Genomic DNA, 13,920 nt, shown 5'->3' with positions numbered 1-13,920 from the left:
TTTGGTGCTGCCTGATCAAGCGATATTGCAAAAATGCTTTATAAAATGGCAATTAACTGTTTATTTCTAAATAGGTATTGCCGATGAGGGATATTTTTAGAAATTAAGTTGTGTTAAAACTGGCATTTGCCTGTCTTTTTAAATAAAAAGATAAATTTCGATAATCTGGCATTTCTTTTGCATTTTTGTGATTCAGTTTTAGGGGGACTGTTCATGAAAATAATAAAGTATCTAGCATTGCTGTTATGTGTATGTTCACTACCTGCATTTGCAAGTGAAGCTGCGACAAACACAGCGAATATTCAGGAAATACGTTTATCGCTCGACAGTGTCTGGGTGGTGATGGGCGGTATATTGGTGTTCTTTATGCAGGCCGGGTTTGCACTGGTGGAAAGTGGCTCTGTACGTAGTAAAAATACCGTCAATGTACTCATGAAAAATTATATGGATGCTTGTCTGGGGGGATTGGTCTTCTGGTTAGTCGGTTTTGGTTTAATGTTTGGGGTCAACGCTTCAGGTTGGATGGGCACCAGTCATTTTGCGCCCAATGACTTGGATGACTGGCATTGGAATCTGTTGTTCTTTCAAATGATGTTTGCCGCTACTGCAACCACAATTGCCAGTGGTGCCATGGCAGAGCGTATTCACTTTGTTGCTTATATTGTAGGGGCTGCTGTGGTCAGTGGCCTTATTTATCCTGTCTTTGGAAGTTGGGCGTGGGGCAGTATTTTTGAGGGTTCAGGCTGGTTAAAAGCAATGGGTTTTATTGACTTTGCCGGTTCAACCGTGGTGCATTCAATCGGTGGTTGGGTCGCTCTGGCCGGTATTATTGTATTAGGTCCGCGCTTGGGACGTTTCGGGCGTAATGGACAAACTCACCATCTGGCAGGGCATAACCTGCCTTTGGTGGCTTTGGGTGGTTTTATTCTCTGGCTGGCATGGTTTGGTTTTAATGCTGCATCAACCGTGAATGCCAGTGTCAGTATCGGTCGTATTGCTTTAAATACCCATCTGGCGGCCTGTGCTGCTGCAGTGGCTTATATGCTGTATGCCTTAATTCGTGGTAAGGCAATTCTAATGCAGACCACAATTAATGCTTCATTGGGCGGTTTAGTGGGGATTACGGCGGGTTGTGCCACCATGTCGCCTTTATTTGCCGTGATTACTGGACTCATTGCCGGGCTCATTGTCAGCGTCATGCCAAGCGTCATGGAAAAATTAAAACTGGATGATGTGGTGGATGCAGTTACTGTTCATGGTTTTTGTGGGGCGTGGGGAACCGTGGCTGCAGGCCTGTTTTTTGAGGCCGATATGTTTAACTCACAAATTGTGTCTATTCAGATTTTAGGTGTGCTGGCAGCATTTGCCTGGGGATTCGGAATCGCGCTGATTACTTTTAAGCTGCTGGAGAAAATATTGGGTGGTTTACGTGTCAGCACGCAACATGAACAACGTGGTTTGGATTATACCGAACATGCCGAGCTGTCTTATCCTGAATTTCAGCGTGATGTGACTTTTGAAACAGATGATATTACCAAACGCCACTAAACCAAGAAGGGGGGTAGCTATGCCAAATGAATTACTCACTGTGATGCAAAAGAAACAGGCGATTGAACGCGGTTTAAGTCATTATTTGCAAGGAACTGTACTGGAACGGGTATTGAGTTACTGGGAACAGGAGTATGGCGACAAACCTTCATTTGTACTCAATCGTTTTATGAATGACATTTGCAATACTGATGAATTGCGTGTTCATCGCAAAGAAATGTTGAAACAGGTGTTATGTGAGATGTCGGCGGTTGAAAAACAGGTACTACTGGATACCCAGCCGAAAGTGCAAACGGAGGTGCCAATTTCAGCCGATTTTGCCGATGCTTTTTTTGATTTGATTAATGGTGTGCTACAGACAGTAGCCAGAGCTGATCTGAATGATTTTAATGCGGAAGTTAAAAATCACGTCCAAGCCCTGGGCATTGCGATTGAGAAATCTGCAAATCTGAATGATGCTGCTTTTGCAGAATGTTTACCGCTCACCAGTTATGCTCAGGTGATTACTGCATCATATGAATGCTATTGCGAATTTTATGGCCCAAGTAAAGCCGATCAGGTCTATGCACGGGTGAAAATGGACATCAAGAGCAAATATCCGTCCGTGGATTTACATCATTTATTATAATTGGCAGCAATCTTGATTGAATGCATGTTCAGTCTTAAGTTCAGGCTGGGCATCCTAAAAACAGCAGCACTAAAAAAGCGACCTGAAGGTCGCTTTTTTAGTTTATTTAGGCTACTGATTCTGGAGTTGCGCGCCATAAGCTTTCCAGATCGTAAAATTTACGTGCTGTTGGAAGCATGACGTGAACTACAACAAACCCAAGATCGATCAGGATCCATTCGGCATCACGTTCACCTTCAACGCCGAGAGGGCGGAAACCCGCTTTACGTGCTTCTTCAGCAACATTGTCTGCAAGGGCTTTAATGTGACGGGTTGATGTACCGCTGGCAATGACCATGGCATCTGCCACATTGCTGATTGAGCTGACATCAAGTTCTAGAATATCTTTTGCTTTTACATCTAATAGGGCTTCATGTACAACTTTCAAGCAAGCTTGTACATCTTTAGCATGAGCATTCATTGCGTGTTCGAGAGAATTAGAAGCGCTGGGCGATGGTTCTAAATTCATAAAAGGTTTAATTTCCGGACAATATCTCACTGTGTAATATAGCGGTTTTGGGGCTGAATTTCAAATCTGTTCATAATTTAACTTTGTGGATGTTTTGCAAAATATTTATCTTTCCAGGCAAAAGAATGGCTGGAATGCGCTTGTGGCTTGTATTCTGCTGCAGTGAAACCTGTATAGGTACTTTGGTTTAACCACTGAAAAATTTCTGCATAGGGAATTTGTGCAGTATCAGGCTGATGACGTCCCGGACAGTCTGCAAACTGAATGTGTCCAATATCCTGAATATTTTCCTTTAAGCCCTGTAGTACATCTTCACCCATCATCGCCATGTGATAGCAGTCATATTGCATTTTCAGCGCAGGGTGTTGTACTGCTTCCAGCATTTCCTGGGCCTGGGCAATATTCTGCACCAGAAAGCGTGGCATGTCGGTGCCATTAATCATTTCAAACACTGGCTGGATGTTGTGTACAGCAAACATTGAACAGGCCAGTTTCAGATTTTTGGCCAGTGTATTTAAGCAGGGCAATAAGTCTGAATCGAGCGGCTGCTTGCCAGCCAAGATATTCACACTGGGTACATTGAGCGCAGTGGCGTATTGAATTGCCTGTTCCAGGGCACGATAAAACTCAATTTCTTGACCCGGTACGCCAGTCAGACCATTTCCGCCTTGCATCAGGTCACCTGCAGGGACATTAATCAGACACAGGCTCAGATCATGCAGGGTCAGTTGGGTCTGAATCTGTTCGATGCTGAGTTCATAGGGAAACTGGATTTCTACATGCTGAAAACCATGAGCCTGCGCCAGAGCAAAGCGCTCAATCAGAGGCACTTCAGTAAAAATCATGGATAAATTGACCGCCAGCTTAATCATGCCTTTACTCCTTGCTCGTTAAAGGAAATGGCCTGCTCAATGTTCAACCAGTTGAATGACAGTTGCCAGATCTGCTTCAGCATAGCCTTTATCTTGATGGGTTTTCAATTGCGAAAGCGCCTGTTTTGCCACAGGAATATCTAAATTGAACTGCTTGGCCAGCTGCACGGCATTATTTAAGTCTTTGGACAGGGTTTGCACTTTCCATTGCACCGGCTCAAAAGTATGCGTCGCCATACGCGGAGCTAAAATCTGGAAAGGTTTCGAGTCAGCAAAACCACCGGCAAGAGCAGGAGCAAGCAAGGTGGTATCTACACCGGCTTGTCCAGCTAAGGCCACTGCTTCGGCAATCAAGGTGCTGTTGGCGGCCACAATAAGTTGGTTGCAAATTTTGGTCGCTTGTCCGGTACCTGTTTCGCCCATACGCGTCACGCGTTGTGAAAGCACATTATAAATCAGCGATAAATTTTGAATGGTGTTGATATCGCCACCGGCGAAAATCACTAAGGTGCCCTGTTCGGCACCTGCCGTGCCACCCGAAACAGGCGAGTCAATCCATTGCACTTGTTGGTTTTGTGCCTGCTGTGCCAGCGCTTTGGTTTTATCCACAGATAAACTGGAAAAATCCACAATCACTTGACCAGCAGTGAGTTGATTCTGGATTTGATCAAATACTGCCTGTACGGCAGCATCATCGGCCAGACAGGTCAGAATCACCGGATATTGCCCAATCTCTTGCAAGTCTAGGCCAGTAGCACCCATATCAATCAGCACGTCACAGGCGGATGCCGTTCTGTTCCATACAGCCACTTCAAAACCGGCTTGAATCAGCCGGGTCGCCATGCGGCTGCCCATCAGACCCATGCCTAAGAATGCAATTTTTGTATTACGGTCAAAACCCATGTGTTTTTCTCTGGACAATGCTGTTATTTCACTATTTTACTTATATTGGCGCGGTAAAAACTGAACTTCCGGGTTCTTGTCTTTTTTACGCGCCAATTTACTGTTTTTGCCTAACAGTAATTTTAATTGCCAGATTTTCTCCAGACGTAACGATTTCTTCGGTTCATGTTCCATGGCATCCAGTACATGTTTGGCAGCAGCAAGTGCATCGGGTGAACGTTGCAACATTTCCTCTGCAATCGCTTGGGCTTTGCTGATGGGTGATTCATCCAGATGCGTCACCAGACCAATCCCTTTGGCATAATTGGCATCAAAAATACGTCCTGTTAAGGTCAGTTCTTTGGCCAGATCAAGACCGATAATGCCTTTAAGGGAACGGGTGAGTCCCATGTCCGGCACCAATCCCCAGCGACTTTCCATAATCGACATTTTGGTGTCCGGATGGGCAATACGAATATCCGCAGCCAAAGCCAGTTGCATACCGGCACCCAGACAATAGCCTTCAATCGCAGCAATAACAGGAACAGGCAGTTCCTGCCAGATCAGAAATGCTTTCTGAAACAGGCTTTGTCCCGGTTTTAGCAGTTCCCAAGCGGCGTAAGCGGTATTTTTCGGCGCGTTTAAATCGGCCAGATCAATGCCGGCACTAAATACATGTGCTTCACCGGTTAAAATGACACAGCGGATGGAGCGGTCTTTTTTAATTTGTTTGGCAGCATTGACCAGTTCGCGTAATAAAGCAAAGCTCATGGCATTACGCTTTTCTGGACGGTTTAAGCAAACGGTTGCGATGCCATTATTTTTTTCTATGCGAAGTAACGCCATTGTAGAGACCTGTATTTTTCTATTGTTTTGAGCATAACATGGGTATTTCTCTGATACATGCCGCGATACATGACAGCACAGTCACATCTAAAGATAGACGTGACTTTCAACATTCAGATAACTCCTGATCAGATCCCTGGTCTGTTTAAAATTTGCTGGGAGGCCTGTTCAACCTGCTGAATGACCGACTGTAATTCATCAAAGCGTTTCAGGGTTTCCTGAATAAAGGCTTCATCCGCCTTGCGGCGTTCTTTACGTAAAGCAGAAACAAACTGTTCGAATCCACCGGTGACTTCCTGAAGGCGAGGAACACCCACATAACGGGTTGCCCCATATAAGCGGTGCAGCACATGTTCCAGTTGCGGGAAATCTTCCATTTCAATCAACTGTTGCATTTCATCCAGTTCTGTCGGGAAACTGTCGATGAGCATTTTCAGTAAATCGATGGCCAGATCTTCTTTATTGGCTGCCAGTTGCAGGCTTTGTTGCCAATCCAGAATATTGGGATCCAGCGCTTCAATCAGAATAGACTTCTCTATACTTTTAGCCTTTTTAAAGCTTTCCGAAGTCCAGTGGGTCAGAATCTGAATAATCTGTTCCATCTGAATCGGTTTGGTCACGTAATCATCCATACCGACCTGCAACAGTTTTTGTTTTTCATCAGCAAGGGCATGTGCGGTCAGGGCAATAATCGGCAGACGTTTATGATTTTCCAAGGTCGACTCTAGCGAGCGAATGGCACGGGTGGTATCAATCCCGGACATCACCGGCATTTGGATATCCATAAACACCACATCAAATGCAGGTAATTCCTGTTCAATGCGCTGCTGAATAATTTCAATGGCTTCCTGGCCGCTTAAGGCTTTGGTGGTGGTGACATTTAATTCTGCAAGTAGTGCTTCCAGAACAATCAGGTTCGGTAAATGGTCATCCACAGCCAGGACATGCAGACCTTGTCCATTAAATTCTTCATGTACATCCTGTTCGAAAACAGGCTGATTGCTGAGCAGTTGAATCAAGGCACTACGACTGAGTGGTTGATATAGTGGACGGGCCCTGTATTCATTCAGCATGCTTGGATCGAGTGCCATCTGATAGCCATACACGGCAATATTGCCATGGTAGCGTTGACGGATTTCTTTCAGCAGGGCTTCGCCATCGCCGCTATGGTCGACAATCAGCCAGGTATTTTCATCGTTATTTGAGAATTTATTCAGCTGGCTGAACAGGTCCAGAATCGAGCTGGTTTCGACATGATGCACCCCATAATTTTCCAGATAATGGCGCAGAATGTTGGCTGTTGCAGGATGGGCCAAATAGGAAACCACCTGCATCTGTTCAAAGTGCGGATGCACAATTTCAATCTCTTCATCCACCACAAACATGGCGGTAAACCAGAAGGTTGAGCCTTTTTCAGTCGGCGCGCGTTCCTGGTTGTCTTCAAAGCCAATTTGCCCCTGCATCAAATGTACCAGCTGTTTGGAAATGGCCAGACCAAGTCCTGTGCCGCCAAATTGACGGGTCACTGAAGCATCGCCTTGCGAGAAGGATTCAAACAGTTTTTTCCGGTCCGTACCGCTCAGACCAATGCCGCTGTCCTGCACGCTAAAGTGTAATAAACATTGCCCGATATCATCATGTTCCATGCGGGCACGGACAATAATTTCGCCATCGGGAGTGAACTTGATGGCATTGGAGATCAGGTTGGTCAGAATCTGCTTGAAGCGTAAGGCATCGCCAATCACTTGCGTAGGCACATTATCGGCATAATAAAAGGCCATATCGATATGCTTCTGTGCTGCCAATGGCGAGAGCATATCCATCACGTCAAAAATGGCTTCTTCCAGATCAAAGGGGGCTGTTTCCAGTTCCAGTTTGCCGGCATCAATCTTGGAGAAATCCAGTACATCATTAATCAGTGCCAGCAGATGGGCAGATGATTTACGAATGGTTTGCAGATACAGGTTCTGCTCGTTGCTTAGGTTGCCTTGGCGTAGCAATAAATGAATAAAACCATCAATACTGTTCAAGGGAGTACGCAGTTCATGACTGATATTGGCCAGAAATACCGACTTGGACTGGTTGGCTGAAATGGCCTGGTCACGCGCCTGACGGTAAGTAATGTTTTGCACTTCCAGGGTATCCAGGGTGCGACGCAAATCATCTTCAGTCTGTTCGGTATGTTCTTTGAGTTCCAGAAAGCTGAAGTGCAGCCGCTTGACCACATTGGCAATATCACGCTGCAACAAGCGCAATTCACCGGTACTGTTAATCACCATGTGCTGATCAAGGGTGTCGGCATTCAGGCGCTGTAACTGCATCCGGATTTCGTACATCGGCGCAATCCAGCGCCGTGAATAGAAATTCAGGCACAGTAACAGTAGCAATAAAGTCAGCAGGCCGGTGGCAATCAGTACAATCATGACCCGGTAATGGGCAATTTCCAGGGGCTGGTTATCCAGCTCAATCACCAGTGTGGCCGGGTTATCGGTATGTTCATTAATTTTTAAGGCATAGATATGATTGTGATTATGCAGGATAGGCCCGACAAAATCGGCTTTAGCGTCAATCTTGGGCCAAGCTTCCTGATCCTGAAAACCAATACTTAAACGGTTTCTGCCTTGGGGATCGATAATTGCGGCACGAATGAGATGTTTTTCATCCAGCATCACTTGCAGGGTATTACGAGCCTGATCATATTGCCAGGGATAGCGGTTGAGTAGATCGAATGCAGCTTCGGCGGTCAGCTGATAGCGGGTCACAATCGCAATGGCCATCTGACGTTGCTGCGCCCGTGAGGCATTGGATGTTTCGGATAAAACCAGCAATGCCCCCACACATGCCAAAACCATAATGGGGACAAAAATCATGGCGATGAGTTGTCCATAAGCATGATTTAAGTGTAGACGCTTAAATAACTTTTTATTGATATTTGACATGGTTAAAGCAGTTGATTCCCTATGTTTTGCATATTAGCACGCTTTATTTAAAACTGGCTGTGCTTTAATCACTTTCAATAAAAAGCCTGCTAAATGGGTGCAGGAGGAAGCATTTTTTCATACAATAGGCGCACCTCGATATAGGTGCAAATAATGAGTAATACTACCCCTGATTTCCAAGCTGACGAATTTTTACTGGACCACTATGTAGGAAAAACTCCTCTGGTGCGTTTACAACGTTTGGCAAGTCATACTCAAGCAACAGTATTGGCTAAACTTGAAGGAAACAATCCTGCAGGTTCGGTAAAAGATCGCCCAGCGTATAATATGATTATGCAAGCTGAAAAACGTGGTCAAATCAAGCCAGGCGATACATTGATTGAAGCGACCAGTGGAAATACGGGAATTGCCTTGGCCATGGTGGCTGCCATGCGTGGCTATAAAATGAAACTCATTATGCCTGCAGGTTCAAGTCAGGAACGCAAAGATGCGATGCGTGCTTATGGCGCCGAGCTGATCGAGTCTGAGAATATGGAACAGGCGCGTGATATGGCACTGCAAATGCAAAAAGAGGGGAAAGGACTGGTGTTGAACCAGTTTGGCAACCCGGACAATGTGGATGCCCATTACCGGACGACTGGTCCGGAAATTTGGCAACAAACCGGCGGTAAAATTACCCATTTCGTCAGTTCCATGGGAACCACAGGTACGATTATGGGGATTTCAAAATACTTAAAAGAACAGAATCCGGATATTCAGATTGTCGGTTTGCAACCTTCGGAAGGTTCCAATATTGCCGGTATCCGTCGCTGGCCACAAGAATATCTGCCTACCATTTTTGATCCGAAACGTGTTGACCGCATTATCGATATTCCGCAAATTGAAGCGGAAAAAACTGCACGTCAACTGGCGCGCAAAGAAGGCATCAGTGCCGGAACATCATCAGGCGGTGCCGTGTGGGCTTCCATTAAACTGGCGGAAGAAAATCCGGGCGCTGTAATTGTCTGCATCGTTTGTGACCGTGGTGACCGCTACCTGTCTACAGGTTTATTCTCTGTAGTCGACCCTGAATAATTAAAAACTGTGAGATGAAATGCGCTTACCTGTCTTGATTTTTGATATCGAAACCCTGACCGATTTAAAGTCAGGTGCGCATTTATATCATCTGGATTTGCCCGAAGCGGATCTTGAGCAGGCGTTAATGAAATTGCGCCGGCAGGAATCAGGTACGGATTTCCAGCGTTTGCCGCTGCATGAAATTGTCTGTATTTCCGGACTGTGGATTGATGAAAATGGGGCGATGAAACTGTTTTCATTTAGCCGTGAGCAATACGGCGAAGCAGAGATTTTAAAAAAATTCCTGTCCATTTTTGACAAGCGCCATCCGACCCTGGTGAGCTGGAATGGTTCACAATTTGATTTGCCGGTGATCCTGTTCCGTGCCATGTATCACGGTCTGTCGGCACCGAGTTTGTTTGATCAGGGCGAAATTGACCAGCAAAAGCGTTATAATAATTACCAGAACCGTTACCATCAGCGCCATGTCGATTTGATGGATGTCATGGCCATGTTCAATGGCCGTCATTTCCAGAAACTGGATGATGTGGCCCACTTACTTGGTTTCCCGGGCAAGCGCGGTGATGGTGCTTACCATGTTCCAGAATATGTCCGTGAGCAGCAGTGGTTAAAATTGACCAGCTACTGTGAAGGTGATGTGCTGAATACCTGGCTGATCTACTTGCGCTGGTTATTGCTCAAGGGGCAGTTACTTAGTGACGATCACCGTTATTGGGTTCAAAGCACTATCCAGTATTTACAGCATCAACCGCAACATGCAGATTTTCTTCAGGTATGGCGTGAAACTTCACAACATACCGAATTTACCGCCACAGATTTTATCTCTCCCACACCCTAGGTATTCATGAAACATAGAACCAAGCCACGTCCAGCTCAGCATCCGATTTACACGTTTCAGGTTGAGTCTCTTTCACATGAAGGACGGGGAATCGCGCACTATGGATCGCATCCCGATCATCCGAGTGACAAGTGCGGTAAAAAAGTTTTTATTGCCTATGCCTTGCCGGGGGAGACGGTTAGAGCGCAAATTACCCATGTGGTGAAACGTTTAGAAGAAGCCGATTGTGTGGAGGTTCTGAGTGAGCCTTCGCATTTGCGTGTTCAGCCGCAATGCCCGCATTTTGGTGTCTGTGGTGGTTGTAATATGCAGCACATCCAAGAAGATGAGCAGATCCGGCTTAAACAGGACGTGTTGAAGTCGCATCTGGAACATTTTGCCGGCATCCAGCCTGAGCAATGGCTCACGCCGTTACGTTCACAACGTGAAGACTACCGTCGTAAAGCACGTATCGGCGTGCGTTATATTCCAGCTAAAGATCAGTTGGTGGTGGGTTTCCGTGAACGTCAGAGCAATAAACTGACGCCGATTGAGCATTGCATAGTGTTAGATCGTGAGTTCGGTTCTATTCAGGTTTTGAGAGAGTTACTCGAAAGTCTAAAGGGCAAAGCAGCGATTGGTCATGTAGAATTGGCCATGGGTGATGAGGATATTGCACTGTTGGTTCGCCATACTGAAAAATTGTCATCCGATGATGTCAACCGATTAAAACAGTTTGCGTTAAACAGACAGTGGCAACTGTATTTACAGCCTGCTGGTGGCGACAGTTTGCATCGTGTCGATGATCCGACAGCTGACATGCGTTTGCATTATGCTTTAGATGAATTTGAGGTGAAATTTGGCTTTAATCCGCTTGATTTTACTCAGGTTAACTCCACCATTAATCCTCAGATGGTGAAGCTGGCATGTGATTTGCTTCAATTACAGCAAGGTGAACGCGTACTCGACCTGTTTTGTGGTTTAGGAAACTTTTCCTTACCCTTGGCTCGTTGTGTCGGTGAAACCGGAAAAGTGGTTGCTGTGGAGGGAAGTGAAGAAATGGTTCGACGCGGTGCAGAAAATGCCAAGAAAAACGGTATGCATCACGTAAAATTTTATTCACAAGATTTAACAAAAGATTTTTCGCATCATTCTTGGGCAAATCAGGGATTTGATGCATTATTGATTGATCCTCCACGCTCAGGGGCGGAGGAAATAATGTATTATGTGCCCAAATTTGGTGCGAAAAGAATCGTTTATGTATCATGTAATCCTGCCACATTGGCGCGAGACGCGGGTGTGCTGGTGAAACATGGTTATCGATTAAGAAAGGCTGGGGTAATGGATATGTTTACCCATACGGGACATGTTGAATCTATTGCCTTATTCGAAAAATACAACGAAATAAACGATTTATAATATGAAGTGTAAAAAAGTAGGAGTAGGGTATGGTCACAGTACGTGAGCAGCTTCCTGGACGTCTCAATGAGTTGTCGGAGGAAGCGACTGTAGAACATGCCGAACAAGCTCGACAAGATTTGGCTGAATGGTTAAATCGGGTTCGTGGCATATTAGATGATACGGCGCTAAAACAACTCGAAGATGTAGCGCATTTAACCTTGCAGAAAGAACTGCAAAGTACGGTCAACCATCGTTCCAATACCTTTTATACCGGCATTGAAATGGCTGATATTCTGGCGCATCTGCATGTCGATGAAGCGACCTTGTCTGCCGCAATGCTGTATCGTAGCGTTCGTGAAGGCGTGATGACGCTGGAAGAAGTACAGCAACATTTTGGTGAGCAAGTCTATAGTCTGGTGCAAGGGACACTGGCGATGGGTAAGCTGTCCGAGCTGATTGAAAAGAACAAGCGTCTGGAAGATCATTTTAATAACAACCAGCGCGAACATTTAAGCGGCATTTATAAAATGCTGATTGCCGTGACCGAAGATGTTCGTGTGGTGCTGATCAAGCTGGCCGAACGTACCTATGCCTTGCGTGAACTGACTCAAGCTTCTCGAGAACGTCAGGAGCGGGTGGCACGTGAAATTCTGACCATTTACTCGCCTTTGGCACACCGTCTGGGAATTGCCCAGCTTAAATGGGAGCTGGAAGATCTTGCTTTCCGTTATCTGGCCCCAGAGCGCTATAAAGAAATTGCCTCATTGCTGAATGAGAAGCGCCTAGAGCGTGAGCAGTACATTCAGTTTGTGATTGATAAACTGAAAACTGAACTGGCCAGCCATGGCATTGAAGCCGAGATTAGCGGTCGGGTGAAGCACATTTATTCGATTTATCGAAAAATGAAAAGCAAAAACTTAAGCTTTGACCAGCTCTATGATATTCGTGCAGTGCGGGTTTTGGTTAAAACTGTACCTGAGTGTTATCACTCCTTGGGTATTGTGCATCAAATCTGGCGTCATATTCCGCATCAGTTTGATGACTACATTACCAACCCGAAGGCTAATGGCTACCGTTCATTGCATACTGCTGTGATTGCCGAGAATAAGTCGCTTGAAGTGCAAATCCGGACCAAGGATATGCATGAAGAAGCCGAGCTTGGGGTATGTTCGCACTTCAACTATAAAGAAGGTGCTAAAAATACCGACCATTCCTTCAATCATCGTTTACATTCATTGCGTGCCGTACTGGAACATTATCAGGAACGTAATGATGCCAGTGCACATAAAGTAGAGGATGAACCGGAAAATTTTGAACAAATTCAAGATTTTGAAGGCTTTGAAAAAATTTATGTGTTTAGCCGTGATGGCGATATTAAAGAGTTACCGCGTGGTTCGACTGTTTTGGATTTTGCCTATCACGTGCATACCGAAGTGGGTAACAAATGTTATGCCGCACGGGTGAACCAGCGCTATGTGCCGCTGACCTATACTCTGAAAACCGGTGAGCAGGTTGAAATCTTAACCAAAAAAGATCGCGAGCCGAATCGGGACTGGTTGGTCAATTCACTAGGCTACATTAAAACCGCCCGGGCACGGGATAAGTTACGTCACTGGTTCAGGCAGCAAGACCGCAGTAAAAATCTGGAAGTAGGCCGTGAAATTCTCAATAAAGAGCTTTCACGTCTGGCGATTCACCCGAAAAGTATTGATTTAAGTGACTATTGCAATCACTTCAATGTTAAGTTGGGTGAAGACATTCTGATTGGTCTGGTGAATGGCGATATCAGCCTGCATTCCTTGATCAATCAGGTTAACCGTCATATGCATATCGGTCAGGACGAGCCTGAACTGGTACTCAAACCGACCTTGAATCCGCGTGCCAGTCATACCTTGTCGGCACACGGCATTTTAATTGATGGTTTGGACAATGTGGAACTGCATATTGCCCAATGTTGTCAGCCGGTGCATGGCGAATCGATTGGCGGTTATATTACCCTGAATCGTGGCGTCAGTATTCACAAGGTGGCCTGTCCGGATTATGTACGCATGATTTCTCAGGAACCTGAACGTGCCGTCGAAGCGGATTGGGAAATGCAGCCGACCCGTGGCCAGAGTGTACAGATTGTGGTGGAAGCCTATGACCGTCGCGGTCTGCTCAAGGATCTGACTCAAGTGATTTTCTCGGATCAGATCAATATTCGTCAGGTAAATACCATTTCTGAAGCGGATGGTATTGCCAATATGAAACTGTTGATTGAGGTTAAAGGTTTGGCCCAGTTATCACGTCTTTTGGCACGTTTGGAACAACAGCCAGGCATTATCAGTGCGCGCCGTTTGGTACAAGGAAATTAATTCAACATTGCACTGATGCAATAAAAACCAGCAACACCTGTTGCTGGT

11 protein-coding genes are annotated in these 13,920 nt (G+C 45.6%); 6 read left to right on the top strand and 5 right to left on the bottom strand.

Going from position 1 to position 13,920, the window contains the following annotated elements:
• Positions 1-213 precede the first annotated feature (213 nt).
• Positions 214-1,548 carry an ammonium transporter gene (locus FTU91_RS02310; RefSeq protein ID WP_180080734.1) on the top strand — a complete coding sequence of 445 codons (1,335 nt, stop codon included), beginning with the start codon at positions 214-216 and terminating at the stop codon, positions 1,546-1,548.
• A 19-nt stretch (positions 1,549-1,567) separates the two neighbouring features.
• Positions 1,568-2,176 carry a hypothetical protein gene (locus FTU91_RS02305; protein ID WP_180042778.1) on the top strand — a complete coding sequence of 203 codons (609 nt, stop codon included), beginning with the start codon at positions 1,568-1,570 and terminating at the stop codon, positions 2,174-2,176.
• Between the two features lie 106 nt (positions 2,177-2,282).
• On the opposite strand, the gene rsfS is transcribed toward FTU91_RS02305, so the two are convergent.
• From rsfS to FTU91_RS02280, 5 genes are all read right to left on the bottom strand, one after another.
• A complete protein-coding gene (rsfS, locus tag FTU91_RS02300; RefSeq protein ID WP_092820286.1) occupies positions 2,283-2,684 on the bottom strand; it encodes a ribosome silencing factor in 402 nt (133 codons plus the stop codon).
• Between the two features lie 77 nt (positions 2,685-2,761).
• A complete protein-coding gene (locus FTU91_RS02295) occupies positions 2,762-3,556 on the bottom strand; it encodes a hydroxypyruvate isomerase family protein (RefSeq protein WP_180042777.1) in 795 nt (264 codons plus the stop codon).
• A 36-nt stretch (positions 3,557-3,592) separates the two neighbouring features.
• A complete protein-coding gene (locus tag FTU91_RS02290) occupies positions 3,593-4,459 on the bottom strand; it encodes an NAD(P)-dependent oxidoreductase (protein ID WP_180080732.1) in 867 nt (288 codons plus the stop codon).
• A gap of 36 nt (positions 4,460-4,495) precedes the next feature.
• Entirely contained in the window at positions 4,496-5,284 is a 789-nt protein-coding gene (locus tag FTU91_RS02285; RefSeq protein ID WP_180080730.1) for a crotonase/enoyl-CoA hydratase family protein, read from the bottom strand.
• 128 nt (positions 5,285-5,412) lie between these two features.
• Complete coding sequence (locus FTU91_RS02280; protein WP_180080728.1) at positions 5,413-8,223, bottom strand: response regulator; 2,811 nt, start codon at positions 8,221-8,223, stop codon at positions 5,413-5,415.
• A 153-nt stretch (positions 8,224-8,376) separates the two neighbouring features.
• Between FTU91_RS02280 and cysM the strand changes: the two genes are divergently transcribed.
• From cysM to FTU91_RS02260, 4 genes are read left to right on the top strand one after another with little or no spacing between them, the layout of a single operon-like run.
• A complete protein-coding gene (gene cysM / locus FTU91_RS02275; protein WP_086195860.1) occupies positions 8,377-9,297 on the top strand; it encodes a cysteine synthase CysM in 921 nt (306 codons plus the stop codon).
• A 19-nt stretch (positions 9,298-9,316) separates the two neighbouring features.
• Positions 9,317-10,138, top strand: coding sequence for a 3'-5' exonuclease (locus FTU91_RS02270; protein WP_180080726.1), 822 nt, complete (start codon positions 9,317-9,319; stop codon positions 10,136-10,138).
• Between the two features lie 6 nt (positions 10,139-10,144).
• Positions 10,145-11,536 carry a 23S rRNA (uracil(1939)-C(5))-methyltransferase RlmD gene (rlmD, locus tag FTU91_RS02265; protein ID WP_180080724.1) on the top strand — a complete coding sequence of 464 codons (1,392 nt, stop codon included), beginning with the start codon at positions 10,145-10,147 and terminating at the stop codon, positions 11,534-11,536.
• A 29-nt stretch (positions 11,537-11,565) separates the two neighbouring features.
• Positions 11,566-13,872, top strand: a complete 2,307-nt coding sequence (locus FTU91_RS02260; RefSeq protein ID WP_086195857.1) for a bifunctional (p)ppGpp synthetase/guanosine-3',5'-bis(diphosphate) 3'-pyrophosphohydrolase — start codon at positions 11,566-11,568, stop codon at positions 13,870-13,872.
• Positions 13,873-13,920 lie beyond the last annotated feature (48 nt).

Origin of the sequence: Acinetobacter sp. YH12201, assembly GCF_013418145.1 — a bacterium.
Lineage (GTDB): Bacteria > Pseudomonadota > Gammaproteobacteria > Pseudomonadales > Moraxellaceae > Acinetobacter.
This window is presented reverse-complemented; position numbering and strand designations above follow the sequence as displayed.

Bases quoted from the DNA above. Each gene is read 5' to 3' on its own strand.
- FTU91_RS02290 (WP_180080732.1), bottom strand. From the start codon at position 4,459: ATGGGTTTTGACCGTAATACAAAAATTGCATTCTTAGGCATGGGTCTG.
- FTU91_RS02310 (WP_180080734.1), top strand. From the start codon at position 214: ATGAAAATAATAAAGTATCTAGCATTGCTGTTATGTGTATGTTCACTA.
- FTU91_RS02305 (WP_180042778.1), top strand. From the start codon at position 1,568: ATGCCAAATGAATTACTCACTGTGATGCAAAAGAAACAGGCGATTGAA.
- FTU91_RS02270 (WP_180080726.1), top strand. From the start codon at position 9,317: ATGCGCTTACCTGTCTTGATTTTTGATATCGAAACCCTGACCGATTTA.
- rlmD (WP_180080724.1), top strand. From the start codon at position 10,145: ATGAAACATAGAACCAAGCCACGTCCAGCTCAGCATCCGATTTACACG.
- FTU91_RS02285 (WP_180080730.1), bottom strand. From the start codon at position 5,284: ATGGCGTTACTTCGCATAGAAAAAAATAATGGCATCGCAACCGTTTGC.
- FTU91_RS02295 (WP_180042777.1), bottom strand. From the start codon at position 3,556: ATGATTAAGCTGGCGGTCAATTTATCCATGATTTTTACTGAAGTGCCT.
- FTU91_RS02280 (WP_180080728.1), bottom strand. From the start codon at position 8,223: ATGTCAAATATCAATAAAAAGTTATTTAAGCGTCTACACTTAAATCAT.
- rsfS (WP_092820286.1), bottom strand. From the start codon at position 2,684: ATGAATTTAGAACCATCGCCCAGCGCTTCTAATTCTCTCGAACACGCA.
- cysM (WP_086195860.1), top strand. From the start codon at position 8,377: ATGAGTAATACTACCCCTGATTTCCAAGCTGACGAATTTTTACTGGAC.
- FTU91_RS02260 (WP_086195857.1), top strand. From the start codon at position 11,566: ATGGTCACAGTACGTGAGCAGCTTCCTGGACGTCTCAATGAGTTGTCG.